This window comes from Microtetraspora niveoalba (assembly GCF_001570405.1).
Lineage (GTDB): Bacteria > Actinomycetota > Actinomycetes > Streptosporangiales > Streptosporangiaceae > Microtetraspora > Microtetraspora niveoalba.
The window spans coordinates 24,487-49,058 of sequence record NZ_BBYM01000051.1 but is presented as its reverse complement, the minus strand read 5'-3'; the positions used below and the strand labels follow the sequence as shown (position 1 = coordinate 49,058).

General features: G+C 65.2%; 29 protein-coding genes, 1 tRNA gene and 1 pseudogene. 20 read left to right on the top strand and 11 right to left on the bottom strand.

Annotation, left to right across the window (positions count from 1 at the left end; all coding sequences use genetic code 11):
- On the bottom strand, positions 1–275 hold a 275-nt coding region (locus AWQ70_RS34935), incomplete at its 3' end, for a transposase (protein ID WP_174552453.1).
- A gap of 116 nt (positions 276–391) precedes the next feature.
- Positions 392–586 (bottom strand): hypothetical protein, encoded by a 195-nt coding sequence (locus AWQ70_RS34930; RefSeq protein ID WP_067186086.1) that lies wholly within the window; start codon positions 584–586, stop codon positions 392–394.
- Between the two features lie 254 nt (positions 587–840).
- Here AWQ70_RS34930 and AWQ70_RS34925 point away from each other — a divergent pair, with 254 nt between their 5' ends.
- Entirely contained in the window at positions 841–1,926 is a 1,086-nt protein-coding gene (locus AWQ70_RS34925) for an IS110 family RNA-guided transposase (protein WP_067186084.1), read from the top strand.
- On the opposite strand, the gene AWQ70_RS34920 is transcribed toward AWQ70_RS34925, so the two are convergent.
- Positions 1,880–2,263: a transposase gene (locus tag AWQ70_RS34920; protein ID WP_067186102.1), complete on the bottom strand. Its 384-nt coding sequence runs from the start codon at positions 2,261–2,263 to the stop codon at positions 1,880–1,882. The two genes, AWQ70_RS34925 and AWQ70_RS34920, sit on opposite strands and share 47 nt — an antisense overlap.
- A 448-nt stretch (positions 2,264–2,711) precedes the next feature.
- On the opposite strand from AWQ70_RS34920, the gene AWQ70_RS34915 reads away from it, so the two are divergent.
- The 6 genes and pseudogenes from AWQ70_RS34915 to AWQ70_RS34895 all read left to right on the top strand — a co-directional run bounded on the left by AWQ70_RS34915 (position 2,712) and on the right by AWQ70_RS34895 (position 9,534).
- Positions 2,712–2,978 carry a type II toxin-antitoxin system RelE/ParE family toxin gene (locus AWQ70_RS34915; RefSeq protein WP_157530835.1) on the top strand — a complete coding sequence of 89 codons (267 nt, stop codon included), beginning with the start codon at positions 2,712–2,714 and terminating at the stop codon, positions 2,976–2,978.
- Between the two features lie 30 nt (positions 2,979–3,008).
- Positions 3,009–4,103: an ImmA/IrrE family metallo-endopeptidase gene (locus AWQ70_RS38265; RefSeq protein WP_084518143.1), complete on the top strand. Its 1,095-nt coding sequence runs from the start codon at positions 3,009–3,011 to the stop codon at positions 4,101–4,103.
- A gap of 176 nt (positions 4,104–4,279) precedes the next feature.
- A pseudogene (locus tag AWQ70_RS41790) lies at positions 4,280–4,418 on the top strand (transposase); the annotation flags it as partial.
- A gap of 280 nt (positions 4,419–4,698) precedes the next feature.
- On the top strand, positions 4,699–5,388 hold the full coding sequence (locus AWQ70_RS34905) for a hypothetical protein (protein WP_067186100.1): 690 nt from the start codon (positions 4,699–4,701) through the stop codon (positions 5,386–5,388).
- A gap of 83 nt (positions 5,389–5,471) precedes the next feature.
- Positions 5,472–7,400: a hypothetical protein gene (locus tag AWQ70_RS34900; protein WP_157530832.1), complete on the top strand. Its 1,929-nt coding sequence runs from the start codon at positions 5,472–5,474 to the stop codon at positions 7,398–7,400.
- A 61-nt stretch (positions 7,401–7,461) separates the two neighbouring features.
- The gene (locus AWQ70_RS34895; protein ID WP_067186078.1) at positions 7,462–9,534 is read left to right on the top strand and encodes a hypothetical protein; all 2,073 of its coding nucleotides are present in this window, start codon (positions 7,462–7,464) and stop codon (positions 9,532–9,534) included.
- A gap of 609 nt (positions 9,535–10,143) precedes the next feature.
- Here the strand turns inward: AWQ70_RS34895 and AWQ70_RS42525 are convergent.
- Both AWQ70_RS42525 and AWQ70_RS34890 read right to left on the bottom strand, forming a co-directional pair.
- Positions 10,144–10,995, bottom strand: a complete 852-nt coding sequence (locus tag AWQ70_RS42525; RefSeq protein WP_084518142.1) for an endonuclease domain-containing protein — start codon at positions 10,993–10,995, stop codon at positions 10,144–10,146.
- A 455-nt stretch (positions 10,996–11,450) separates the two neighbouring features.
- Complete coding sequence (locus AWQ70_RS34890) at positions 11,451–12,182, bottom strand: phospholipase D-like domain-containing protein (protein WP_067186076.1); 732 nt, start codon at positions 12,180–12,182, stop codon at positions 11,451–11,453.
- Positions 12,183–12,347: 165 nt separating this feature from the next.
- Here AWQ70_RS34890 and AWQ70_RS41785 point away from each other — a divergent pair, with 165 nt between their 5' ends.
- From AWQ70_RS41785 to AWQ70_RS34875, 3 genes are all read left to right on the top strand, one after another.
- Positions 12,348–12,689, top strand: a complete 342-nt coding sequence (locus tag AWQ70_RS41785) for a GNAT family protein (protein ID WP_067186074.1) — start codon at positions 12,348–12,350, stop codon at positions 12,687–12,689.
- Positions 12,676–13,152 carry a GntR family transcriptional regulator gene (locus AWQ70_RS34880; RefSeq protein WP_245647301.1) on the top strand — a complete coding sequence of 159 codons (477 nt, stop codon included), beginning with the start codon at positions 12,676–12,678 and terminating at the stop codon, positions 13,150–13,152. The genes AWQ70_RS41785 and AWQ70_RS34880 overlap by 14 nt, the downstream gene beginning before the upstream one ends.
- A 79-nt stretch (positions 13,153–13,231) precedes the next feature.
- The gene (locus AWQ70_RS34875; protein WP_245647300.1) at positions 13,232–13,783 is read left to right on the top strand and encodes an HD domain-containing protein; all 552 of its coding nucleotides are present in this window, start codon (positions 13,232–13,234) and stop codon (positions 13,781–13,783) included.
- On the opposite strand, the gene AWQ70_RS34870 is transcribed toward AWQ70_RS34875, so the two are convergent.
- Positions 13,766–14,242: an NUDIX hydrolase gene (locus tag AWQ70_RS34870; RefSeq protein WP_067186072.1), complete on the bottom strand. Its 477-nt coding sequence runs from the start codon at positions 14,240–14,242 to the stop codon at positions 13,766–13,768. The genes AWQ70_RS34875 and AWQ70_RS34870 overlap by 18 nt on opposite strands.
- Before the next feature lie 2 nt (positions 14,243–14,244).
- Complete coding sequence (locus AWQ70_RS34865; protein WP_067186069.1) at positions 14,245–14,985, bottom strand: helix-turn-helix domain-containing protein; 741 nt, start codon at positions 14,983–14,985, stop codon at positions 14,245–14,247.
- Positions 14,986–15,137: 152 nt separating this feature from the next.
- On the opposite strand from AWQ70_RS34865, the gene AWQ70_RS34860 reads away from it, so the two are divergent.
- Entirely contained in the window at positions 15,138–15,356 is a 219-nt protein-coding gene (locus AWQ70_RS34860) for a hypothetical protein (protein ID WP_067186067.1), read from the top strand.
- A 177-nt stretch (positions 15,357–15,533) separates the two neighbouring features.
- Here AWQ70_RS34860 and AWQ70_RS34855 read toward each other — a convergent pair whose 3' ends face one another.
- A complete protein-coding gene (locus AWQ70_RS34855; protein ID WP_067186064.1) occupies positions 15,534–15,902 on the bottom strand; it encodes a GntR family transcriptional regulator in 369 nt (122 codons plus the stop codon).
- A 108-nt stretch (positions 15,903–16,010) separates the two neighbouring features.
- On the opposite strand from AWQ70_RS34855, the gene AWQ70_RS34850 reads away from it, so the two are divergent.
- From AWQ70_RS34850 to AWQ70_RS34820, 9 genes are all read left to right on the top strand, one after another.
- The gene (locus AWQ70_RS34850; RefSeq protein WP_067186061.1) at positions 16,011–16,352 is read left to right on the top strand and encodes an SCO3933 family regulatory protein; all 342 of its coding nucleotides are present in this window, start codon (positions 16,011–16,013) and stop codon (positions 16,350–16,352) included.
- A complete protein-coding gene (locus AWQ70_RS34845; protein WP_067186059.1) occupies positions 16,345–17,697 on the top strand; it encodes an FtsK/SpoIIIE domain-containing protein in 1,353 nt (450 codons plus the stop codon). The genes AWQ70_RS34850 and AWQ70_RS34845 overlap by 8 nt, the downstream gene beginning before the upstream one ends.
- 21 nt (positions 17,698–17,718) lie before the next feature.
- Positions 17,719–18,435, top strand: coding sequence for a DUF2637 domain-containing protein (locus AWQ70_RS34840; RefSeq protein ID WP_067186057.1), 717 nt, complete (start codon positions 17,719–17,721; stop codon positions 18,433–18,435).
- 17 nt (positions 18,436–18,452) lie between these two features.
- Positions 18,453–18,809 (top strand): hypothetical protein, encoded by a 357-nt coding sequence (locus tag AWQ70_RS34835; protein ID WP_067186055.1) that lies wholly within the window; start codon positions 18,453–18,455, stop codon positions 18,807–18,809.
- A gap of 20 nt (positions 18,810–18,829) precedes the next feature.
- A complete protein-coding gene (locus AWQ70_RS39595; RefSeq protein WP_157530828.1) occupies positions 18,830–18,991 on the top strand; it encodes a DUF3970 family protein in 162 nt (53 codons plus the stop codon).
- 5 nt (positions 18,992–18,996) lie between these two features.
- Positions 18,997–19,137 (top strand): hypothetical protein, encoded by a 141-nt coding sequence (locus AWQ70_RS39590; protein WP_157530826.1) that lies wholly within the window; start codon positions 18,997–18,999, stop codon positions 19,135–19,137.
- A 97-nt stretch (positions 19,138–19,234) separates the two neighbouring features.
- The gene (locus AWQ70_RS34830; RefSeq protein ID WP_067186053.1) at positions 19,235–20,629 is read left to right on the top strand and encodes a replication initiator; all 1,395 of its coding nucleotides are present in this window, start codon (positions 19,235–19,237) and stop codon (positions 20,627–20,629) included.
- The gene (locus AWQ70_RS34825) at positions 20,622–20,813 is read left to right on the top strand and encodes a helix-turn-helix domain-containing protein (protein ID WP_067186051.1); all 192 of its coding nucleotides are present in this window, start codon (positions 20,622–20,624) and stop codon (positions 20,811–20,813) included. The genes AWQ70_RS34830 and AWQ70_RS34825 overlap by 8 nt, the downstream gene beginning before the upstream one ends.
- A 1-nt stretch (position 20,814) precedes the next feature.
- Positions 20,815–22,170: a tyrosine-type recombinase/integrase gene (locus AWQ70_RS34820; RefSeq protein ID WP_218004765.1), complete on the top strand. Its 1,356-nt coding sequence runs from the start codon at positions 20,815–20,817 to the stop codon at positions 22,168–22,170.
- Here the strand turns inward: AWQ70_RS34820 and AWQ70_RS39585 are convergent.
- From AWQ70_RS39585 to AWQ70_RS34805, 3 genes are all read right to left on the bottom strand, one after another.
- Complete coding sequence (locus AWQ70_RS39585; protein WP_157530824.1) at positions 22,167–22,766, bottom strand: hypothetical protein; 600 nt, start codon at positions 22,764–22,766, stop codon at positions 22,167–22,169. The two genes, AWQ70_RS34820 and AWQ70_RS39585, sit on opposite strands and share 4 nt — an antisense overlap.
- A 131-nt stretch (positions 22,767–22,897) precedes the next feature.
- Positions 22,898–22,974: transfer RNA gene (locus tag AWQ70_RS34810), tRNA-Thr, on the bottom strand.
- 66 nt (positions 22,975–23,040) lie between these two features.
- Positions 23,041–24,537 carry an alpha/beta hydrolase gene (locus AWQ70_RS34805; RefSeq protein ID WP_245647299.1) on the bottom strand — a complete coding sequence of 499 codons (1,497 nt, stop codon included), beginning with the start codon at positions 24,535–24,537 and terminating at the stop codon, positions 23,041–23,043.
- Positions 24,538–24,572: the final 35 nt, after the last annotated feature.

Genomic DNA, 24,572 nt, shown 5'->3' with positions numbered 1-24,572 from the left:
TCCAGCAGGGAGGGGAAGAACGACCCGGACCGCAGTTTGGGGATCTTCAGTTCCAGGTCTCCGGCTGCGGTAGTGAGTAGCCGGTCGCGGTAGCCGTTGCGGTGGGTGGTGCGCTGCTCGGTGCGCTGGTGGGGTGCGGCGCCGATCACCGCGGTCGCCTCTGCTTCGATGAGTGCCTGAAGCATGGCTTGGAGCGCTTGGCGGATGACGTCGTCGGCGTCGGCGGCTTTCAAAGACTCCAGCAGGTCGAGCAGGGCAGACTGGTCCAGAGCCATCGTGTGGTGTCCTCCGCGAGAACCTTTGGTCGGGAACTCGCTGACGGTCACACGATGGCTCGTCCCATGTCCGGGGCTTGCTTTGTCAGCTTGGAGTTACACCACCCGAGGGGACGTCACCCCTCGAACAGGCGGATGATCTCGGCGTCCAGGTCGTTGCGCCGCTGGTCGCGGGCCGTGGGCATCTCGACGTCGATGCGGTTCTTCCACTTGTAGAACCACGACTGCGACACCCCCAGCGCCCGGCAACTGGTGGCGTGGTCGATGTCGTAGTCGGTCTTCTGAGAGCATATGAAGGCCGCCACGCTCACCGGCCCATCGCCTCTTTCACCCACAAGACCACCGAGCGCTTGAGGACTGTGAGACTGGAGAGGCACCGCCCGAAGCGCCCAGGTCTGACCCGGCTTGAGACTGGCCCCGTGCCTTCGTGATGACCTGTCGCCTGGGCCTGGGCGGTGCCGCCGACCAGGCGGGGATGTGTCCCCATAGGGGCCTTGCGAGCGCATCGTCACAGTCCTGACCTCCTCCGCCCGGCCGGTGCCCCCCCGAGCTTGTGAGGAGAACCGTGACCCGCGCCGTTGCCGAGACCGTCCGCGTCGATGAAGAGATCGTCTTGGGGGTGGACACCCACGCCGACACCCACGTCGCCGCGGTCGTCACCGCGCTCGGAAGGCTCGTGGCCACCGAGTCGTTCCCGACGACCGCGGCAGGGTATGCCACTCTGCTCACCTGGGCTCGCGGACACGGCAAGTTGCGCCGGGCCGGCGTTGAGGGCACCAGTTCCCACGGAGTGGCGCTCAACCGCTACCTGCTCGGCCAGGAGATCCAGGTCTTCGAGGTCAACCGGCCCAACCGGGCGACACGGCGCCGACGCGGCAAGAACGACGCCGTTGACGCCGAGAACGCTGCGCGGGCGGTCCTGGCCGGACAGGCCACGGCGATCGCCAAGACCGGCGACGGCGCGGTCGAGATGATCCGGCTGTTCAAGATGGCCAAGGACTCCGCGATCAAGGCACGAACCCAGACCATGAACCAGCTCAAAGCCGTACTCACGCGAACCGACCCGAGTCTGCGCGACTCGCTCAAGGAGCTTGGACAGGCCGCGCTGCTGCGCACTTGCGCCGCCTTCCAACCCGGCTCCCTTGGCGTGATCGAGGACGCGGCCATCGCGGTCCTGCGCGTCCTAGCCTTGCGGATCCTCGCACTCACCGAGGAGATCCGCACCCACGAAAACGTCCTGACAGAGATCATCACCGGCTGCGCCCCACGGCTGCTCGAACGGCACGGAGTCGGCCCGGACACCGCCGCTTGTCTCCTCATCACCGCAGGTGACAACCCTGAACGGTTGAACAGCGAGGCCGCCTTCGCCGCGCTATGTGGCGTCAATCCCATCGAAGCGTCCTCTGGAAAGACGGCCCGACACCGTCTCAACCGTGGCGGTGACCGGCGCAGCAACAGCGCCCTCTACACCGTCGTGCTGACCAGACTCGGGCGCGATCAGCGCACCCGCGACTACGCTCAGCGGCGCACAGCCGAGGGCAAATCCAAGAAAGAGATCATCCGCTGCCTCAAACGGTACGTCGCCCGAGAAGTCTTCCCGATCATCAGGGAAGCACTCTCACCAGCGCAAACCTCCTCAGCGACGGCTTGACAAACATAGGGGCGTCATCACGTTCGTCTTCCAGCTCAGCGCGTTCCTTCTCCCATGCCGCCTTCTCACGGGCGTGCTGCTTGACCAGCTCGGCCTTCTCCCGTCGCAGCCGCGCCAGCTCCTCGCGCTCGGACTCCTTCAGCGTCCCGCCTCCGCCGCCGTTGCCGCCGGCCTGCCCTCCGGCGTGCCGGTCCATCTGCACCCAGTTGTGCAGCGTGTACTCGTTGATACCAAGGTCCCGCGCGACGTGCGAGACGGGTTTCCCGGTCTCCTTGACGATCCGCACCGCACCGGCCCGGAACTCCGGATCAAAGCGGCGCCTCGTGGTGCCTGCCACGACCAAACCTCTCCCGGTTCGGTCTCCACGCTACGAGGGGAAGCGCAAAGACGGATTGCCCCGTTGTCGTAGCTCACGACCGGCAGCGACCGCCGCTACCTGTTGGAGGCCCTCGCGGCCCACTCGCCGCCCCAGCCGACGGTCCGGCCGAACCCCTGGCGCTCGCCGCGTCATGGTTACAAACAACACGCCAGCCGGGGAAACCACCTGGCCGGCCTCGCCTGCAGCAGCTTCGTTACGAGATCCCTCCGTAACTCCCGTAACCGGCAACGCTTCGTGCCCATCGCCCTCAGCGAACGGCTCGCGGACCGCCGATGGTGACGCTATCTTGTCCGGGTTGGGGAGTGTTTCGTTTACCAGGTTGGTTAATACTTAGGAGAGGCTGGCACAGTTGGAGGTGTTCCATGCATCACGTCGTCTCCAGCTCGTGTGCCAGTCTGACCTGGAGATGCGCAAGGCCTACGGCGCTGAAGGGGCTCGTAAGCTCCAGCAGCGTCTACAGGCCCTCCGCGCGGCGGAGTCCATGGACGACCTCTTCCAGATGCCAGGGCGCTGCCATCCACTGCGGGGCGGCTATGCCGACTGCTACGCAATGGATCTTCATCAGGGCTGGCGTCTCGTGTTCCGGCTTATGACATCCGAAGAGAAGGCAGAGCAAGGCCTAGGAGAAGAAGATGCCGCGTTGATCGTAGAGATCGTCGATTATCACGGATGACCACAAAGCATGAGAGGAGCGTAGGAGACGATGTCGACAACTGAAATTCACCCTTCCGGCGCCCCCGACTACGCCGTGCCGCCTGGAGAGACCATCCGCGAGTATCTCGACGAGCTGGGTATGACTCAGCGCGAACTAGCTACCAGGCTTGGCCTCAGCGCGAAACACGTTAATCGGTTGATTCAGGGGCTTGTGCCACTAAGTCACGAGATTGCTCAGCGCTTGGAGCTCGTGACGGGCATGCCTGCGAAGCTGTGGAACCGGCTGGAGGCCGACTATCAGTCCGCCCAGCAGCGATTGCGAATGGAGCAGGAGCTTCTAGACGCGGTTTCCTGGCTGGATGAAATGCCAGTCCGCGAACTAGTTAAGAGGGGAATTTTCCCAGAAGAGCCTAAAGATAAGATATCACGCGTACAGCAATTGCTAGCATTTTTCGGTGTCGCCCATCTGACCACGTGGCGCGATCTATATGAAAGACCAGTAGCCGCTTTCCGCCAGACAAAGTCATTTGAAGCTAGTCCCGGCGCGGTTGCTGCTTGGCTCCGTCTCGGCGAGTTGGCCGCACGCGACGTTGAGTGCAAGCCGTTCGACAATCAGGGCCTCCGGCATGCATTGCCGAGGCTACGACAGCTGACCTCCCAGCCCCCTGACCTTATAGCTCCAATAATGCGCGATATCTGCGCTCAGTACGGAGTGGCGGTGGTTTTCGTTAGAGAAATCACAGGTGCGCGCGCAAGCGGGGCTACCAGATGGATCTCTAGCGATAAAGCTATGCTCCTGCTCAGTCTTCGCTACAAGACTGATGATCATCTCTGGTTTACTTTCTTCCATGAAATCGCCCACATCCTATTGCATGGGAAAAGTGATACTTGGATCGAGGATAGCATTCCCAGGGATGACCCAAAGGAGGCGGAGGCTAATCAATTCTCCTCTGATCTACTGATTCCACGGAAGCATCTGACGAAACTTCGCGCTCTGAAATCTCTCAATTCCGTTCGCGTCTTTGCCCGTGATATCGGTGTGTCGCCTGGGATCGTTGTTGGCCGCCTTCAATATGACGGCATATGGCCAGCTAGGCAAGGAAACGGACTGAAAAGAAAAGTTGAGCTGGAGGGCGACTTTTAATAGTTTATTCACACGACGGCAACCATTGAGTCTTTTCATCCTGCTTCTCGAGCCTGAAGGACCTGAATAGCTTTGACGAGCTGACCGGCTCGTTTGGGGCAGCAGCGTAGTGATGTTGCTCCGGTCTTGTGGGCACCTGATCGCTTGGGACGATGTGTCCTGGGAGGAGTTCACAAGTGCCGATGTCACGTCCGCCGTACCCGCCGGAGTTTCGGCAGCAGATGGTGGAGCTGGTTTGCGCCGGCCGGGCGCCCGAGGAACTGGCCAAGGAGTTCGAGCCGACCGTGCAGTCGATCCGTAACTGGGTGGCCCAGGCCGACCGCGATGAGAGCGCCGCCCTGACCTGGCCATACGGTCCCTGGCCGTCCACCACCGCCCAGGCTCCTCCATAGTCGTTGCCACCCAGATAGTCATCAGTGCGCCTATGCCCTGCGCCCGGTCGAGGGTCGGCAAGTCGGCGAACCCGAATGTTCGTCTGCTGCTCCGTTGACGGTGACGTTAGGATTTTTCGTCAATTGACCACATCCTGGGCCCAAATTGAAGATCCTTGGTCGCGATCTAGACATAAGCCGTGTTGATCGGGTTGGCTTGTGGCGTGGCTGAATGGACCGTTCGAAAGGCGAGTCTCTGGCAGGACGCGGTTCGGCTGTTGCTGTTGCTCGATGCCGCGGTGGAACCCATCGATGGGGATGCTGCGGCCCCGGCGGGGGCCGTTGGCGTCGTACATACTCAGGTGCGGCTGCAGAAGCTGGACTTCTGGGTGCGCAACCCGGACTACCTGGCCAATGAGTTGCTGAACGATTACGAGGCCGATCCGGAATCGCCTGGGCTCGTCGACGAAGCGGAACGCATCCTCGCCTTGCAGGAGCCCGATCTCCGCCGGTTCCCGATGCTCCGGCACCGCTTCGGCGCCTTTGAGCAGCTGGACAACGCGATGTCGGTTCTCGTAGAGAAGGGACTGGCCCGCAAACGGCACCGCATCGGAGGCGCGCGGATCCTCCAGCACGACTACTACTTGCAAGACCAGGGGCGGGTGACAGCAGCCAGCCTGGTGACGGAGGCTCCGGCGCTCGTGTGGTACGTCGAGCGCACCCGCACCGTGGTGAACCTTGTCAATGGCGTTGGCGGCACTCGCATCAAGGAGCGCCAGTACCTGCAGCGAGACTACGCCGACACTCCTATTGGGTCCTACATCCCCGCGATCACGGAGCACGTTCGCGCACGTTTGATCGCGCTGCGGCAGGCCAGCGCAACAGAGGCAGGACTCACGGAGGTGGCTCGGTGACCAGCTTTTCAGCCCCTGAGACCCAGCCCTGGACGCCCCCTAGCCCTGGGGAGGTTTTGGAGCGGGCAGCGGCGAGGTGTTCCATGACCGCTGCCATGGTGGAGACGGTGCTGAGCGAGGCGGGGATCACCCTGCCCAGTCCGGTACCGCCACCTCGAAGGATCGAGGTGCGACGCCTTCGAGCCATCGGAACCAAGAACGATGGAACGAGCTTCTCTATCGACCAAACGCTCGAACCTGGCGTGTGGGCGATCATGCATCCGAAGAACCTGGTCGGTAAGACCAGCACGCTGGAGTTCCTCGTTTGGGCCTTGCGGGGCAGACCACGAGAGCTGGGGGCCGACGTCAAGTCCTGGGTCCGTCGCATCGCAGTAGACGTTGTGGTTAGTGGCCAGGCAGTGCGGGTGGTGCTGGATCAAGACACCTCCCAGGAGCCGGGCCAGCTCGGGTGCCGCATCCTGTCGGCTGGCTCGGCCGAGGAACTCTCGACGGACGTGAACACAAATCTGCGCCCGCTCGCCCAGGCCGACGGTGAACCCCAGGTAGCTGGGCTTATCGGGACCTTCATGATGGAAGCCCTCGGCCTAGGCTACACGTCTATCTGGAACCCGAGAGGAGGAATGGATGGCGAGGGAGCCGCGCAGAATCACGGCTGGCCTGCCTACTTCGGTGCCTGTTACCTCAACCGCGGCGGGGACAAGTTGCTGCTTGGCGACATCAAAGAGGTGCCCTCGTTGCCCGCCAAGCTACTCGACCTGTTCATCGGCATCCCGTATGCCTCGGTACTAACGCATCTGTCAACCACGCAGAGACGCTTCATGAAGGAGACTAGGCAGGCTGCTCACCGCGCGGATCAGGACCGAGCGGCACGCCGCAACGAGCGCGAGCAGTGGCAGCGGGAGTTGGATGAGGTTCGACAGCAGTTGGATGAGGCACATCGGGCAGCGGACCCGGGGGCCGCAGAGACCATGGCGGCCGTGGACGCCGCGCTCGATGTGCTACGAACCGCGAGGCAAGCATTCGCCGACGCCGAGGACATGCACCGCAGCACTGAGCAAGCGTGTCTCATAGCTGAGCAGCAAGTGATGGACGCCAAGGAGACCTGGCAGGCCCGGAGGGTGTTGGGGTTGCTGTCCCCGACATGCTGCCCACGGTGTGAGGAACCGATCGAGCAGGCGCGCCACGTCACCGAGCGGCAGAACGCTTCCTGCGCCGTTTGCACGCGCCCTTTGCCGCCGGTGAGTGCGGAGTTTGCCGAGGCTCGCATCGCAGAGCTGGGGCAGGAACTCGCCGGACAACAGGAAGTTCGACAGCAGGCTAGCGACAGGCTGGCCGTGCTGGGAGAGGCCCTGCAGGAGGCTCACCGACGCCATGAGGAGGCGCGTGCGCGGCTTGAAGAGATTCAGGTGGCTCCGACCTATCAAGCGCTCAGGGACCTTGAGATCCGCGCCGCCCGGCTGGAAGGGCAACTGCAGGCTACGGGAACGGCCGGCAACACCTCACCCTCTGGAGCTCCCGGCACGACCGAGCAGGTTGTGGCGGCTGTCCTCGAAGTGTTGAATGCCGTCGCCAAGGAGGCAGCTGATCACCTGTTCCCCGCGCTCAACCGCCAGATTGTCACGCTCGCTCGCGACTTTGGCGTACCGAACCTCGACTCCGTCGACCTCAAGCGCAACGGTCACCTCAACGCCAAGAAGGGCGGAAAGAGCACCTCATTCGACGGGTTCCAGCCGGGGGAGCGTTTGCGAGTCCGCATCGCCATGGTGATCGCGATGCTGCGCGTCAGCACTCAGCGGGGGCTGCCGGCCCATCCCGGACTACTGCTAATCGACGCGATCGGGAGCGAGGAAGTCACCACGCCAGATGCGACAAAGTTGATCTCCGAGCTGGAGAAGCTGAGCCGCGAGCTGCCCGGGCTTCAGATCATCCTGACGACTGCCAAGCCTGAGTACGTTAGAGACGCTTTGCCGCGAGAAAGGATTATTACCGGCGACCGGAATTACATGTTCTAGTCAGTGAAACGTGATTAGCTGACGTGAGCGTGTAGGAGCTCGCAGCGTCGACTGAGAGGACATGATGAGTACCGTCGAGCACTCCCTGGATGCCTGGTCAGCCAGAGCAACCGGCGAGCAGCTCGACCGCGGCCCTAGCCTTGACAATCTGGGGGGCGCTGAGGCTGTCACCGCTGAAGCTCGCGTCCTCGCCAGGGGCCCACACCTGCCCACGTTGCTGCAGGCGCTTGTTCACCCGGAATCCAGCAGTGCCGAAGAAATCAGGCTGGCCCTGGCACCGGCCATAGCCGAGGGGTTCCAGCAACCCTTCCGAGCCTGGGTGCTCGCCGAGGCTGTTGAGATGTTGTGCTCGCACTCGATGCTGCTGGACTCTTATGGCAGCGTAGCTGCCAAAGCTCTGCTTGGGCATGCGGAGGCGGCCCTTACAGGAGAGCGAGACGCTGCGTTTGCCCATCATGCCGTCGCTGGCCTGCTGCAGATGTCCCTTGGCGGGTACACCAACCACCGTCGTCTCTTGCTACTGCTGACCGAGATCAGTGGAGAGGAGCCTGCCGATGCGCTGGAGCGCCTGCCCCTGCTCATCGGCATTGCTCATGACCACTATGAGGATGCGGGCTTACTTGAAGTGCTGCGGACCATGGAAGGGTCGCAGACGCTATCGTTAGCGGCCCGCAATGATGCCCGATACGAGCTCGCGCTGGCGACCCTCCGAGCGGGATTGGGTGCGGAGGACCGTCAGGAGGTTACGCGGCTGCTGCGCTCTGCGGCCTTGAGGCTGAAAATCGTCGAGACGGTGGAAGAGGCGCGCCTGGATGCGCGAGCCTACCGGCTTGCCCTGGACGCGGTCTTCGCCTTCATTGACCTCGAAAACCAGCCGATCGCCTCCGCTCGAGATCACCTAGTGGCCAGCGCTCGCGAGCTCGGCGAGACCGTGGCGCAGCGGCGCGCATGGTCCGCGCGCATGCACCAGCCGCGTTGGCTGGAGGCACGCGGGCACAGCGAGGCAGCATGGCTCCAGCTCGTTGCTACCTTGCGTAACGCCAGCGCACGGCTACTCGAACCGAGCTGGCTTGACGCCAGCAAGGTGCTGAGCGGCGTACTGCAGGTGTACGAGGCCAGCCGTTCGGTCTACACGTTCACAAGCGCTAGCGGCAGCTTGGAGCAGCTCCTCTCCCCTCCCGTGGAAGCGGCGTTTATCCGCGAGCTCGGTCTGCTAAACCACCTGCAGAAGGCACTTGAACACGATCCGGAGCTGAGCGAACATCCCGACGCCCGGCGACTCCACACGAAGGTGGAGGAACGACGGCGGGCCCTTGAGACCGGCTCCACTGCGGAGCCGCCGGGAAAATCTGCATCTGGGCAGCAACCATGGGCCTCGCTGCTCAATGACCCGGATCCTGTCCTTCAGCAAAAGGTGTTGGGCGTGATCCGCGAACACGAACGAGGCTACGCTCTAACCGGCAACATCCTGCTCGACCGCCAGCTTGAAAGGTTACACGCCGAACTAACTCAAAGTCCCGCCTGGGTGGAGCCCGAACACAGTTACTTTGCCAGCCTCCTGACACATTTCTTGCGCTTTCTGCACAGCCGGTTCGACGCACAAGCAGACCTGCTTAGCGATGTTACGGCCTATCTAGGACCGCCGATACCAGGCAAGAAGTATTGGCTGGAAGAACACGTACAGAACGACTGCTTGCAGTACCTCCAAGGCATGTTGGAACCCGGCAGCGTGCAACGGGAGCTCATCGACGTCGCGTCCGGACGAACGGACATCACTTACACCCCTGAATCCGGGATGCGCTTCGTCATCGAAGTGAAACGCCATAAGAGCAAGTGGACCAGGGAACGACTCGAAGAGAAGTACATCTCTCAGGCCGCCAATTACACCGCGACCGGTCCTCCCTTCTGCATCCTGCTCGTCGGAGATCACAGCGATCACACCAAGGGCTACACCAGCTTGGAAGACAGCGTCTGGAATACGTGGCAGGCGCGCAGCACCACGGAGACGCCGCGCTTCGTCGTCGTCGGGGTACTACCGATCGGTCGCCCTACCCCTTCGGACCTGACGAGGCTGTCTCGACAATCTCGTCGTCCACGGCGCGCCGCACAGCCAGACGCCAACGCGGCCACTTGATCCCCACCCCGCGCCAGCATCAGGGATAACTCTGTCGTCGGGTAGCTGGAGCGCATTTTTGGTGTCCCAACACACTAGGAGCACGTCCGTGGGTCAGAGTAGCAACGGCTTGTCGCGGGAGCGATCTGAACCGTAATGCCAGGCTGGCGGCATTACGGGCGGCGCTGCCGCGTGATCACGCGATCCTGGGAACGATCTGGCTCAGTCACGGCAGTCCGCTGCGCTGGCTGACCACGATTCGCGGGGGATCGCACGGTGGCGGCCGCGTTGCTCGACCTGGCAGCTGGGTGAGCTGGTGGAACTGCTGTGCGCAAGGCGCTGGCGTGGCATGCAAGCCGACGGGTCACCGGTGGATGGTGAGTTTTTGAAGTTCCGAGCTCCCCCGATCGTGATGAGCTGTAGCGCTCGGCGCTATGACCGCCCTAGTTATTCGGTGCCAAGTGGACCCGGACCGCAGGGCCGCCAGGCCCGAAAACCGGAAGCCACGCGGCAGTAATAGCAAGACAACCAGACAAATCTCGAGTTGCGGATGGCAGCTTCCTGCCTCCTCCACCTGCCGTCCTCAGACGCCCCACTGGAGCATTAAGGACCTTTATTGACACTCGCAAATTAAGCAAAGCTCTTGCCGGATATTAGGCCAGCCAAGAGCGCAGGAGGATGATTTAGATAAGATTCCATCAGCCCCACAGGCTCGATGATTCCTCGCATACGCTCATACCAGGGAAGAGCCCCCGCGTTACAGGTCCAGCACAGCAGCCCCCGTATACACTTTCCGCAGGACTCACCCTTCTTGGGACAACACCTGTGGTCGTGATCAAGATGGAGTCCATTGTCGTCCGTGTGGCGATTGACGCAGGTTGCACACGTGTAGTTCTGATACTCAAAAAGAGTTAGTATCTCCAAAAAGGACCGTCGGTGCTTTTCTGCTCTGGTTTCGATACCCAAACATAACCTGCAGCGACTCCGCGGAAGCTTACGCTGACCGTCAATGACGAAAGCCGATAGTGGTAATTCCTGCTGGCAAGACGTGCACCAGTAGACGCCCCGTGCGATCAGGTCAGGAAGATCCGCCGATCGCGTTTTTAAGATTAGAGGGAACAACGCTTCACCTCGCCTCTTGATAAGTGTATGTGATCTGCATAGCCGGCCTTCCCCCTCAGCCTCTTTTTTACATTCAGGGCCGGCGCAGGTGCCCTCTGGATTGACAAGTGGCTTCAGGATCGCAAACGGCACCCCCCGCTTCCTCTGTTCATAGTGTGTTCTACAGAGCGAAGAGGTGTAAACGGGCCGATCACAGGACGGCGTAGCGCCACATCTAGCATCTGGGGAAATGAGCCATTCGTACAGCGGAGTAAGATTTCCAGACTTGACGAATTGCTGATAGTGGGCGCTGCACAGACCTTTGGCTTGGTGGGCCCGACCGCACCCTTCGAACTCACAAAGCTTGCCTGAAGCCTTCATAGGGCGAACCGGTCTGAGCTCCTTTCCGGCTTTATATTGCTGATAGTGAGCTCTACACAAACCCTTAGCGAGGTGTGGGCGTTCGCAGCCATCAAACTCGCAGAACCTGGGCTGCCCACCAAGCGTCCGGAGCGGTGCAAGTTCCTGTCCCTGGTTCTTCTGCTTGTAGTGCCCCTGGCATAGGGTGCCGTACTTCGCCACGCGCTCGCAGCCCTCGAACGAGCAAAGCCTTGCATCTGCCATGAGCAGACCCTACGACGCGCTACCGGAAATTTAGCCATATCGCCGGGAGCCGGGACCTGTGTACTGCTGGCGCGCGGGCGGTGCTGGCCGCGACCGGCCGGAGAGCCGCAGCGCGGCCAGCAGACCGCCCGGACGCGCGGCAGGCCGCCGCAGGCGGGCTGCCCTTGATGCCGAGAAGAAAAGTTGCTTTCGATCATGAATGCCAGACCGGGTCAGCACATGCTGTCGACTGGTTCCGCCGTTGCCCAGACTCGTTCGAGGCTGGCGAGGTAGACCGCTGCGGTTCCCTCGTCCTCGGTGGCTCGTACGTGGATGATCGGTGCCTGAGCCGCTGGGGTGCCGTAGGCGTGGATGTTGACGAGAAGGTCGTCGTCGGCGCGATAGATCGAGTTGTAGAGCACGGTCCTGTGTAGCCGGATCTCGACGCCTTCGACGTGCTGGAGTTGGCGATAGAGGGCGACGGCGTTCCTGATCCTGGCGGCCATGACGTCGGGGCCGATGCCCTCGTCTTGCCCTCGGGCGGCTACCTCGGGGCTGTCTGGATCGCCGAGGAGAACCCGGACCTCAATGCCTGCGCGCGCTCGCTCCCGCAGCACCCGAACCATGCCCGCGTCCTCCGCGAGGAACAGGCCGCTGTAGGTCAGGATGTCGATCCTCGCCGCAGCTTCCTGGAAGAGGCGTCGCCAGACGGATTGCGGCACAGCCCAGCGGTGGGGGTAGACAGCCTGGACGTCGTCGGAGATCGGCCGACCTGACGCAACCTCGGGCCATAGCTCGGCCTCGTCGACTTGGAGGAGATCAGCGACGGCCCAGCGGTGGCGTGGGTAGGGGATGCGGCCCTTCAGCCAGCGGTTCACGGTCTTGGGGTCGACGGCGAGAGCGGCGGCGACGTCGACGGCCTGGATCCTGGCGGCGGCGAGGGCGCGGCGAAGGTTCTCACTCACGGGGGCGTACCTCCTGAGGGATCGGCTCTGTGCGCGACGCTAACACGAGACGTCCCTAGACGTCCCCTAGTCGTGGTGTAGAGATTCCGGCCCGTGACGGAAGCTCGTCGGCACAGGGAAGCGGCCACAGCCGCCTATCTCCGAGCCGAAGGAGCGTCACCGATCGTGAACGTGATCAAGATTCAGCAGCGCGCCTACCAGCAACAGCTGTTGGAGGAACTGCGCGCCGAACTCAAGCGCAGGGGCATCGTCACGGTCCTGCTCGTCGACCAGAGCGGGCGCCCCGCGCTGGACGTTCCGGACAGCCGATTTCGTCCCCGCCGGGTCTTCGTCCACCTGGCGTTCCTGTGGTTCTACTGGGGCGACAGGGGCGATGAGCGGGTGTCGTGCCTACGCCTCGTGCCGGCGGCCGATCGGATCGAGCAGGCCGCGCGAGAGGGCTGGCGCGAGGGGGAACAGGGTGAGATCGGCTTCGACCTGGACAAGGTCATCGGTGCCCACTCTTGATCAGCCCGCAAGGCCGCTGACCGGCTGGCGCATCTACGCCCAGATCGCCGAACGGCTGCGCCATCGGATCGCCTCGGGCGAGTACGCCCCCGGGTCGACGTTGCCGTCAGAGGCGGTCCTGTCGGCGGAGTTCTATGTGGCGCGGAACACGGTCCGTCGGGCGTTGACGGCCCTGGAGGAGGGCGGGTTGATCCTCACGGTCCCGTCCAAGGGGCGGATCGTGCGGCCCGCCGCGCAGGAGGCCGAGGTCTCGTATCGCTACCAGGAGATCGCCAAGAGCTTGCGCGGCCGGATCGAGCGGGGCGAGCTCGGACCGGGCGACGCCCTTCCCAGTGAGGCCGAACTTCGCTGGCTGTTCTCCGCGGCCCGCAGCACGGTACGGCAGGCGTTCGCGGAGTTGGAGAGCGAGGGGCTGATCGTGTCCCGGCACGGCAAGGGCCGGTTCGTACGCTCCTCGCAGTGACGTTCAGGGTGAGACGTCCTAGGACGTCTCACCGAACGCTCTGGGCTTGTTCGGGGGTTTGATGCCTATTGTCGAGGGCGTGACACAAGCTGAGTGGGCGCGCGACCTGGCCAGACAGCTTCTTGAGAAGCCCCTCCCTCGACGGTGGGCGCATACGCAAGGCGTCGCCGCGCGCGCGGCCTCGCTGGCTCCGATCCTCCGCGACGACACCGACACCCTCACCGCCGCCGCGTACCTGCATGACATCGGCTACTCGCCCGAACTCGTCGACACCGGGTTCCATCCCCTCGACGGTGCGCGTTACCTGCGCGATGTCGCCCAGGCCGACGAGACGCTTTACCGCCTGGTCGCGCATCACTCCTGCGCCGTCAAGGAGGCGACCGAACGCGGCCTGTTCGACGTCTTGACCAAAGAGTTCGCGCCCGAGCGGCCCGACCTGATGGACGCGCTCACCTACTGCGACATGACCACCGGCCCCGACGGACGACACCTCGACGTCGCCGAGCGTCTGGCCGAGATCCATTCCCGCTACGGCCCCGAGCACCTGGTCAGCCGCTCGATCACCGCGTCAACGCCCTGCATCCACGCCGCTGTCCAGGCGGTCAAGGCCGCGCTAGCCGATGTGAGGTAGAGCCTGACCTGCTAGGTAGTGGCCGATGCGCAGACGCATTGAGCGGTCCATCGAAAGTGCTTCGACCTCGTCACGGGGCACCCAGCGGACTTCGCGGGACTCGTCGCTCGGGGTCGGCTCGCCATCGACGGCACGGGCGGTGAGCACGATGGAGAACTCTTGCCTGGCCTCGCCGTCGGACGTGTAGAGGATCACGTGCTTGGGGTCGGTGTAGGTGCCGACAAGGCCCGTGATCTCGCAGACGATGCCGGTCTCTTCGAGGGTCTCGCGTACGGCGGCCTGCGGCAGGGATTCGCCCAGGTCGATCGCGCCGCCGGGGACGGCCCAGTTGCCGTTATCTGAGCGGCGGATCATCAGGATGTCCCCCGCGTCGTTGGTGACCACGACGTTCACGGACGGGACGAGGCTGTTCGGTTTCGGGGCCTGGGGGTCGTCGTAGAAGTCGATCCGGCGCGCCATGGTCAGGACTCTACCGGTGTGGCCTGGTCCCACACCCGCTCGAAACTCTCGGCGTAGGTGGCGACCATGCCGCCGCCGAGGACCTTGCGCAGGTGCAGGACGGGCGCGTTGCCAGCGGGTGTGCCGTACGCATGCGTGTTGACGAGAAACTGATCGTCCCCGCGGTAGATCGAGTTGTACAGCACGGTCCGGTGCAGCCGGATCTCCACCCCGGCGAGCCCGAGGATCGGCCGGTAGAGCACGAGGGCGTTGCGGATCCTGGCAGCCATGCCGTCGTCGATGCCCTCGTCCGCACCGCGCTGCGCGACCTCCGCACAATCCGGGTCGCCGAGCAGGATCCGCACCCGCACTCCAGCGCCGGCCTTCTCGCTGAACATCCGCATGATGCCCGCGTCGTCGGCGAGGAACAGGCCGCTGTAGACGAGCACGCCGATCTCACTTTGCGCCTGGGCGAACAGACGTCCCCATGCGTCCCTTGGTACGACCCAGCGGTGCGGGTAGACGGTGACGATCTCGCTCTCTGAGGCTGAGGCGACCTGTTCGCGAGTCAGGGCCTCGGGCCAGAGATAGCTCTCGTCCATCCCCAGGTGCGTCGCCACTGCGTATCGGTGCTTTCGATACGGTGCGCGGCCTTTGGTGATCCACCGCTCGACCGTCTTGGGGTCCACTTCGATGGCGGTCGCCAGATCGGCGATGCTCACCCCGCGTTCCAGAAGTGCCGCGCGTAACCGCTCGTTCGCCATCTCACCTGCCACGTTCGAGGACGTCCAGGGACCTGGCAATCGTAGACGGGACGTCTTGAACATGTCCCGTCGTGTAGTGATCTCGTCCTGCCCTTTCGCCGCAATCTCGGTGTCACAACGCAGCACCGACCGCGACGAAAGGAGATGTGAGCATGACAAACGCGACGATCAACCCGCCCGAGGAGACCCCCGGCTGCGACTGCGGCGCGCTCCTGGAACAGGGGCAGATCCGCTGCCGTAAGTGCCTGGCCCGCGACCGGTGGACCCGCCGTCAGACGGCCCGGCGCAAGGAGAACAAGCGGCGCGCCGTGACCCGGCGTCCCCCGCGCGGCCCGATCGGCTTCGCGCAGGCTGGGGTGATCTGGTCGTGAGCGCCCTGCCCCTGATCATCGCCCTGACGCTCACCGCGGCCGTCATCGTCGGCTTCGTAGCTGTCATCGTCGGCATCAAGCGCGAGGACAAGGCCATGCGCCGGGGTTTCGCCTCCGGTGACTCGTCGGCCCGGGCCGCCCGGCGCGTCACCGGTCTGCATGTCCGGAACGGCGGCCCTACGTCTCGGATCGCCGAGACAGGGTGGACTCGACCCGCGCCAGTCGTTCGGACAGGTCCCGTACGGCGGTGCGTAGCTCGATGACCTCGCTCGCCAGATCCGTAGCCGGCCTTTCCTGGACGTCGCCGGTATCGGGCTGCTCGTTCTCCCGAACGAAGACGCCCTTGCCCTGCTGGCCGATGACCAGGCCCTCGTTCCGCAAGATCCCGACCGCCATCTTCACGACGCTCAGCGAGGCGTCGTACTGCTCGGCGAGCTGGGCGGTCGATGGCAACGGGGAGCCGGGCGCGAGAGCGCCGCCGCGGATCTGTTCGCGCAGATCGTCGGCGATCTGGAGGTAACCCGGTCGTCCCGTCTTCTTGACCATCACCCCTATCTCAGCACAGGAGAACAACCAAGCCAACCGAGAGAACATTGACAACCAAGCCAGCTAGGTTAACTATGTTGACCTACGAGCCCTAGGGAGGTCACCACCATGCGCGCCATTCCGATCCCGGTCGACACGGCCAAGCTCACCTTCACCTGCGTCAAGGACCCACGGCCCCGCCTGCTCAACCAGCACACCGGCGAGGTCAAGACCGACAAGAACGGCCAGACCGTCTACGAGGTCATCACCTCCGTCGAAGACGACTTCGGCCGCATCGAACTCGTCAAGATCGGCATCTCCGGAGAGCCCCCGATCACGCGCGGGCAGCAGATCAACCCCGTCGGGCTGATCGGCTACCCCTGGGAGCAGACCCGCGACGGCGAGGTGAAGTGGGGCATCGCCTACCGCGCCTCCGCGCTGCTCCCGGCCGAGGAGGGCGCCAATGCCTGACACGCTCGCCCAGACGCTCGGAGTCCTGGCCGCCCTGGTGGCCGGGCTCTGGGCCTGGCGACGCTTCCACTACCGGTCGTACTGGCTGCTCATCGGCTTCCCGCTCGTCGCGCTGACCGTCCGGGCGACATGGCGGAAGGTGGCCCTGGGCTGCGGGCTGACCAAGAAGCGGCAACGCTGGTGGTTCACCACCGTCCCTGGCGCGATCGCCTCGACCGGGATCGTGAAGGTGCGGCGGCGCTTCCAGCGGGTCGCGGTCGACACCAAGCCGTGGATGTGGCTGCCCCGGCCGACTCGGCACGGCTGGCGTGTCACCCTGTGGACGCTTGAGGGCCAGATCCCGGCCGATTACGCCCAGGCTGCCGAACGGCTCGCGCACTCCTGGGGCGTGCATGCGGTACGCGTCTTCTCACCCCGTCCGGGGCGTGTGGTCTTGGCCGCGACCATGCGTGACCCGCTGGTGCGGGTCGATCACATCCCACCATCGGGCGAGTTGCTCAAGGTTTCGGTGGGGCGGCTGGAGACGGGCGGCCTGTGGTCGATCGACTTCCGTACCGTCCCGCACTGGATCAACGCGGGCGCGACGCAGTCCGGTAAGTCGAACCTCGCGAACGCGCTGATCGTCGGGCTCGCTCCGCAGCCGGTCGCGCTGGTCGGCTTCGACCTCAAGGGCGGCGTGGAGTTCACCCCCTACGCCCCTCGCCTGTCGGCGCTAGCAACCACGCGGGCCGAATCGGTCGGGCTGCTGGATGACCTGGTCGCGCTGATGGTCGACCGGATGGGCCTGTGCCGTACGGCCGGCGCACGGAACATCTGGCAACTGCCCCCGGGAGTGCGGCCGGTGCCCGTCGTGGTCCTGGTCGACGAGTTGGCCGAGCTGTACCTGATGGCCGACAAGTCCGAGAAAGACGAGATCGCCCGTACCTCCACGGCGCTGCTGCGGGTGGGGCAGCTCGGGCGGGCGTTCGGCATCTATCTGTTCCTGTCCGGTCAGCGGATCGGCTCCGACCTCGGCCCCGGCGTGACCGCGCTGCGGGCGCAGTGCTCGGGCCGAATCTGCCACCGCGTCAACGATCCCGAGACGGCCACGATGACCCTCGGTGACCTCGACCCGGCGGCCCTCGTCTCCGCGCGTGCGATCCCCGCCGAGACGCCCGGCGTCGCGATCGTCGCTTCCCAGGACGGCCAGTGGTACCGGGCTCGGTCCTTCTACGTCTCCGAGCATGCCGCCGAGTACGCGGCCCGTACCTGGTCCCACCTGGCTCCGGAGTGGTCCGAGGTCATCCGCCCCGGCCACTCCTCCGGGCTGGATGAGGCCGATCTGTCCGAACTCCTGTCCGCCTGAACCGACAGAAGGGGGGTAGCGATGCGACGCCTCGCCTCATGGCTGCTCGACTCCGGGCCGGTCCTGGTCCTGGCCGCTATCGCGGGTGCCGGATCGTTCACCCACATCCGCGACACCGCCACCGAGCACGGTCAGGACGGCTGGATGTCCTGGGCGGTGGCCGTCTGCGTCGACCTCACGTGCGTGATGGCGGCCCGGGAGCGTCAGCGGGACAAGAAGACCGGCCGGGTACGGCAAGGCTGGGCGTCCTGGCCCACGCTCGTCCTCGTCGCCGGGATCGTCCTGTCCCTGGCCGCCAACCTCCACCAAGCCGAACCGACCATGTGGGGCTGGCTCACCGCAGCAACTCCGGCCGGGGCGTTCCTCATCGCGGTCTCGATGCTGGAGCGCCGCGCCTCCGGTCCTCGTCCTGAACCGTCCTCTGCAACCGTCCCGACGTCGTCCTCGACGGTTCCCGGCTCGTCCTCGGTGCCGGCTTCTTCGTCCTCGGCCTCTGGTGAGCTCTCGGCATCGGGTGACTGCTCGTCCGCCGTCCTGGCTCTCGTCCCCGCAGACGAGGACGACGGCCCGGGGCCGTCACCGGCGCTCGTCGACTACGCCCGACGGGTGGCCGACGAACACCACACCAAGCACGGCAAGCCGATCACCCGTGACCTGCTCCGCGCCCGCCTGGGCGTGTCCAACCAACTCGCCTCAGACCTGCTCCGCACAATGCGCACCGCGTCCGAACCCGCCTGACGAAAGGAGATCACCACATGAACCACGACCACCGCTCACGCCTCGTCGCCGGGCTCCGCGCCCTGGCCGACTTCCTGGAGGCCAACACCGAGATTCCCATCCCGTACAGCGTCAACGTGCATCACTTCCCCAAGCGGGACAACGACGCCGAGATGTGCGCCGAGATCGACGCGATCGCCGCCCGCCTTGGCTCCGAGATCGACCAGTACGGCCGCGAGCACGGCCACTACTCCACCTCGATCACGTTCGGCCCGGTCAGCTACAAGGCCGTGGCCATCGTCTCCGCCGCTCGCGCCCGCTACGAGGCACACGACAGCTACTACGGCTGCATCCAGCCCGACACCCACACCACCGATCCGGCTCACGCCGCCTGACCACCAAGGAGGAAACCACCATGCGAATCCGCCTCGACGGCACCCGCGCCGAGATCGCCGACGCCCTGTTCCGGCTGCGCCAGACGTTCACGGTCTCCGGTGTCTCCCGCGCCTACCTCGACCGGACCCGGCCGCATCACTGGCGGGTCTTCGTCTCCACCACACCCCGCGAAAGGAGGTGACCCACGTGAACGACACCGAGCAGGCTCCGCCTCCGGAGACCACGAAGATCGCGCCTCTGCGCTGGCAGTGCTGCCACTGCGGCGGGGGCGGCCTCGACTCCTACGGCGACACCTGCCGCCACTGTGACGGGCTCGGCTTCTGCTGAGCCGTCAGCGCCCCCGGCCTGACCGTACATCCGCCAAGACATGCGCCAGGTCGGGGGCCATCCCCTCACCCGCAACGAGTGAAAGGAGGTCTCCATCTTGCCCGCATCTCTCACCAATGCGCACGCGATCCGCGGGGCAATCGCCCGGCTCGATGACCCGAACTACTCCCGCTGGGAAGCCCAGATCCGCCACTCGGGCGGCTGCCGACAGCCCATCCACCTCCGCGGCCGAGTCGAGCACTGGGACCAAGCCACCGGCGAACTCCTCCACCGCTACACCACCCGAACCGAACCCGACGGCGTCCTTCGCGTCCCGTGCAAGACCCGCCGCGCCTCCCGCTGCCCGTCCTGCGCCGAGACCTACCGGGCCGACACCTACCACCTGATCCGCGCGGGCCTCGTCGGCGGCAAAGGCGTCCCCGCGACGGTGACGGGTCACCCATGCCTGTTCGTCACCCTCACCGCCCCGTCCTTCGGCCTCGTCCACACCCGCCGCGAGAAGAACAGCAAGATCCACCCATGCCACGCCCGCCGCGACGCCACTCGATGCCCACACGGGCGCATCCTGTCATGCACCGCCCGGCACGGGGCCGATGAGGAATGCCTCGGCGAACCGCTCTGCCCCGACTGCTACGACTACACGGGCTCGGTGCTGTTCAACGCCACGGCTCCGCTGCTGTGGAAACGCTTCGCCGAGGCGCTTCGCCGGCACCTGGCCAAGAGCGGCGGCCTCACCCTCGCCGAGATGCGCGCCCAGCTCGTCGTCTCCTTCGCCAAGGTCGCCGAATACCAGCGACGCGGCGTCGTCCACTTCCACGCCGTGCTCCGACTCGACGGCCCGGACGGTCCCACATCCATGCCCCCGGCCTGGGCCACCCTCGCCCTGCTGGCTCAAGCCGTCCAGCACGCGGCGGGAGCCGTCACGGCCACGATCCCGGCCGTAGGCGGGGAACCGGAGCGGGTGTTGCGCTGGGGCCGCCAGATCGACGCCCGGCCCATCACCCTCGACGGTGAGCTGACCGAACAGGCAGTCGCGGGCTACATCGCCAAGTACGCCACCAAAGCCGCCGAATCCGTCGGCACCCTCGACCGGCGCGTCTTCCCAACCGAGGACCTGGCCGCGCTACCCGTACGCGACCACGCCCGGCGGCTCATCGCCGAATGCCTACGCCTGGGCCCCCTTGACGAACTGGCCGACCTCCGGCTGACCCAGTGGGCGCACATGCTCGGCTTCCGCGGCCACTTCTCCACCCGGTCACGCCACTACTCCACCACCCTCGGGGACATCCGCGCCGACCGCGCCGAACACGTCATAAACGACGACATCACCACCGGCCGCCTGCCCCTCTTCGACGAAGACACCGTCCTGGTCATCTCCGAGTGGCACTACGTCGGGCGCGGCTTCACCCCCGGTGACGCCCTCGTCGCCTCGGCGTTGACGGGCGCGGCCTTACCGGCCTCATCAGCGGACTTTGGGGGTGCCTATGCCTGAGCTGCTCAAAGAGGGTGACCCTCTGATGTTCACCGTCCGCCAGGCCGCCGAGAAGCTCGGGCTCGGCAAGACCAAGACCTACGAACTGATCAACTCAGGCAGGCTGCGCTCCGTCTACGTGGACGGGTGCCACCGCGTCACCTTCCGCGCCCTGCTGGCCTTCATCGCTGAACTGGAGAACTGACATGGCATCGGGATCGCGCAAGCCCAACGGCCGTTCCTCCGTCTACCTCGGCAAGGACGGCAAGTGGCACGGCTGGGTGACCATGGGCGTGAAGGACAACGGGGCACCCGACCGGCGACACCGTGTCGGAAGCTCTGAGGCCGAAGTCACGCGAAAAATCAGGGAGCTGGAAAAGCTCCGCGACGCCGGAAAGACGAGCAAGCCGGGCCGGAAACCGACCGTCGAGCAATGGATGTCGACGTACCTCGACACGATCTGTGCCCGCCTCGTCTCCACAGGGAAGATGGCACCCCGTACCCTCGACGACTACCGCAGCAAGAACAAGAACTGGATCGTCCCACACCTGGGGAGGCACCGCCTCGACCGGCTCACTCCTGAACACCTGGACCGGCTGTACGTCGCGATGGCCGAGCAGGGAAAAGCCGAGTCACACATCCTCAAGGTCCACCGGATCATCTCGCGTGCCCTTGAGATCGCCATGCGGCGTGACCAGGTGGGCCGGAACGTCGCCAAGCTCGTGGAGCCACCGGGAAGCGGTGATGTCGAGATCGAGCCGCTGAGCCGTACCGACGTGCGGAAGATCCTCGACGCTGTAACGGACCGGCGCAACGGCACGCGATGGGTCGTCGGCCTCGCCCTCGGCCTCCGGCAGGGTGAGGCGCTCGGCCTCCGCTGGAAGTACGTGGACCTCGACGCGCACGAGGTAAAGATCTGGTGGCAGATCCAGCGCACGAAGTGGCAGCACGGCTGCGGCGATCCACAGGTGTGCACAAGGGACAAGCACCGCGCACCCTGCCCGAAGGACTGTGCCAAGCACCAGCACCGGGAAGGCTGCGCGAAGGACTGCGGGAAGCGGGGGCATGTCTGCCCGGAGGTCGAGAATCCCTGCCCGAAGAACTGCACGGGGCACGCGAGCACTTGCCCACGGCGTCAGGGCGGCGGGCTGGGCTTCCGGCGGCCCAAGAGCAATTCCAAGCGTGTGATCCCGCTCCCGGACGAACTCGTGCCGCTTCTCAAGGGGCAGCAGGAAGCCCAGGACGCCGAGAGGGAAGCAGCCGGCGAGTCCTGGGAGGAGAACGACCTCGTGTACTCCCGGCCAGACGGACGCCCGATCGACCCTCGGCACGACTGGGAAGAGTGGAAGGAGATCCTCAAGGAGGCCGGAGTACGGGACGCCCGCGTCCATGACGGCCGCCACACGGCGGGAACGCTCCTGATCGACATGGGCGTACACGTCCGCACCGTGATGGAGGTCCTCGGCCACTCCGACATTCGAGTGACCCAGCGCTACACGCACGTAGCCACTCCTATGGCCCGCGACGCCGTCCGCCGGATGGGCAGGGCCCTTTGGGACTAGCCTGGCTGGGATCTGGGGCGCTCTCTCACGAGGGTGCCCCTCCTCCTCTCCAAGGCTTCATCGGGCGTCTCAACCACGATGCCGACCTCTGTGAGCAAATGCCCCCTGTGCCTCAAGATCGGCTTGTCGCGCGTCACGAACACATCGTGGCCATGCATGCGATGGGCTGACAGGTGATCGACATCGTCAATACGGCGGAGGAACTGCGCCATCAAAACCTCGTCTGATCCGTCTAGATTGCCCACCCTCAAGCGCTCCGGCAGCAGGAGGCGCTCCAGAATCTCCTCTTTGGCCGCCGTCTCGTCGTCTACTAACACGGCTTGACCATCTAGCCTCCCGAGAACGGGGTGATCAAGTCGGATCCCTCCGGGGACGCGACCGATCACGCCACACTCGGCAAGCCATCTGTGATTCGCCTGCCGATTCTCGTCATTGGCGCGAAGTTGATCAGAATCGAAGGACCGGGTCAGCCATAAGGTGACCTGGCCCTGTCGCGCAAGCTCCACGAGCCCATGGACAGCTTCCGCCTGCCCATGTCCCTGGACTGCATCAATCACACAGTTGGTATCCAGTGTGTATCTGAGAGCTCTGGTCATGGCGTCCTCCGAACCTTCGCCTAGCGCAGGCTACGCCCAGCGCCTCGGGACCAGCAGGAGAACTGCAACTCGAACTGCAACCAGAAACGACCACAGGGCGTCTCCCGGAGGGGAAACGCCCTGTTCATTGATGGAGCCGCCTAAGGGAATCGAACCCTTGACCTACGCATTACGAGTGCGTCGCTCTGGCCGACTGAGCTAAGGCGGCGTGCCGTACGGCAGCGTAGAAGAAGTCTACAGGCTCATGAACCCTTCTCGCGCCCCCTCGGCGACGTCACGTGACCTTGGGGCACATGGTGCCCGTCTTCGGGGCTTTGAGCGAGATCAGATAGTCGTCGACCGCCTTGTCCACGCAGTTCGAGCCCGACCCGTACGCGGTGTGGCCGTCGCCGTCGTAGCCGAGCAGGACCCCCGAGCTGAGCTGGGACGCGAGCCCCTCCGCCCACTCGTACGGCGTGGCCGGGTCGCGGGAGGTGCCGACGACGACGATCGGCGGAGCGCCGTCGGCGGTGAGCTTCTTGTCGGCCCCCTTGGCCGCCACCGGCCAGTACGCGCACGGCAACGACCCCCACATCACGAAATTTCCGAAATGGGGGGCGGCCTTCGCCGCCTCGGCGGCCCCCTCCGCGTACGCCGCCGGATCCTTCGGATAGGGATGGTCGACGCAGTTGATCGCCATGTTGGACTCGGTCTGGTTGGAGTACGAGCCGTCCGGCTTGCGGTCCAGCATCAGGTCGGCCATCCGCAGCAGGTCGGTGCCGTCACCGTTGAAAGCGCTACCGAGGGCCTCGCGCAGCACCGGCCACGCCTCCCGCTCGTACAGCGGCGTGACGACGCCGAGGACCGCCCACGACTCGTTGATCACACGGCCGTCGCCGAGCGTGTTCTTCAGGGGGTGCTCGTCGGCCTTCTTGAGCAGGTCGCCCAGCTCGTCCATCGCCCCCTCGACCGTACGGCTGGAGAAGGGGCAGGCGCCGTCCTCGAAGCAGTCCTCCAGGAACGCCTTCAACGCCACCTCGAAGCCGACGGCCTGGGTCTCGTTGGACTTCAACGCCGGGACGGACGGATCGACCGCGCCGTCGAGGACCAGGGCGCGGACCTTCTTCGGGAACAGGTCGGCATAAACCGCCCCCAGGTGGGTGCCGTACGACTTACCGAGATAGGTCAGCCCGGAGTCGCCGAGGACACCGCGCAACACGTCCATGTCCCGTGCGGCGTCCGCCGTGCCGACGAACGGCAGCAGCCGGGCCGCCTTGGCGCCGCAGGCGGCCGCGAACGCCTTGGAGCCCTCTTCGAGCGCGGTGACCTCCGCCGGGGTGTCGGGGCTGGCGTCCAGGCTCACGTACGCGTCGAGGTCGGTTCCCGACATGCAGCGGACGGGGCTGGACTCGCCCACACCCCTCGGGTCGAAGCCGATGACGTCGAACCGCGACCGGACCTTCTCGCTGAGCACCGAGCGGGCCGCCCGGGCGTAGTCGACGCCGGATCCGCCGGGCCCGCCCGGGTTGATCAGCAGCGAGCCGATCCGCTTGCCGGTGGCGGGCAGCCGGATCACGCTGATGCCGATCTTCTCGCCGGACGGCGCGGAATAGTCGAGCGGCACCTCGGCCCGCGAGCACTGGAAGCCGTCGCCGCAGTCACTCCAGTCGAGCTTCTGGCTGTAGTACGGCTGGAGCGCGGGGGTCGGGGCCTGCGCGTCGGGTTTCTTCACCTCGTCCGCCGCGCATCCGGTGGCCGCGAGCGCGAGCGCCAGGAGCGCGGCCGCCGCCACGCGAGCCCGGGTCGGGGGGACATTCCGTCGTGAAC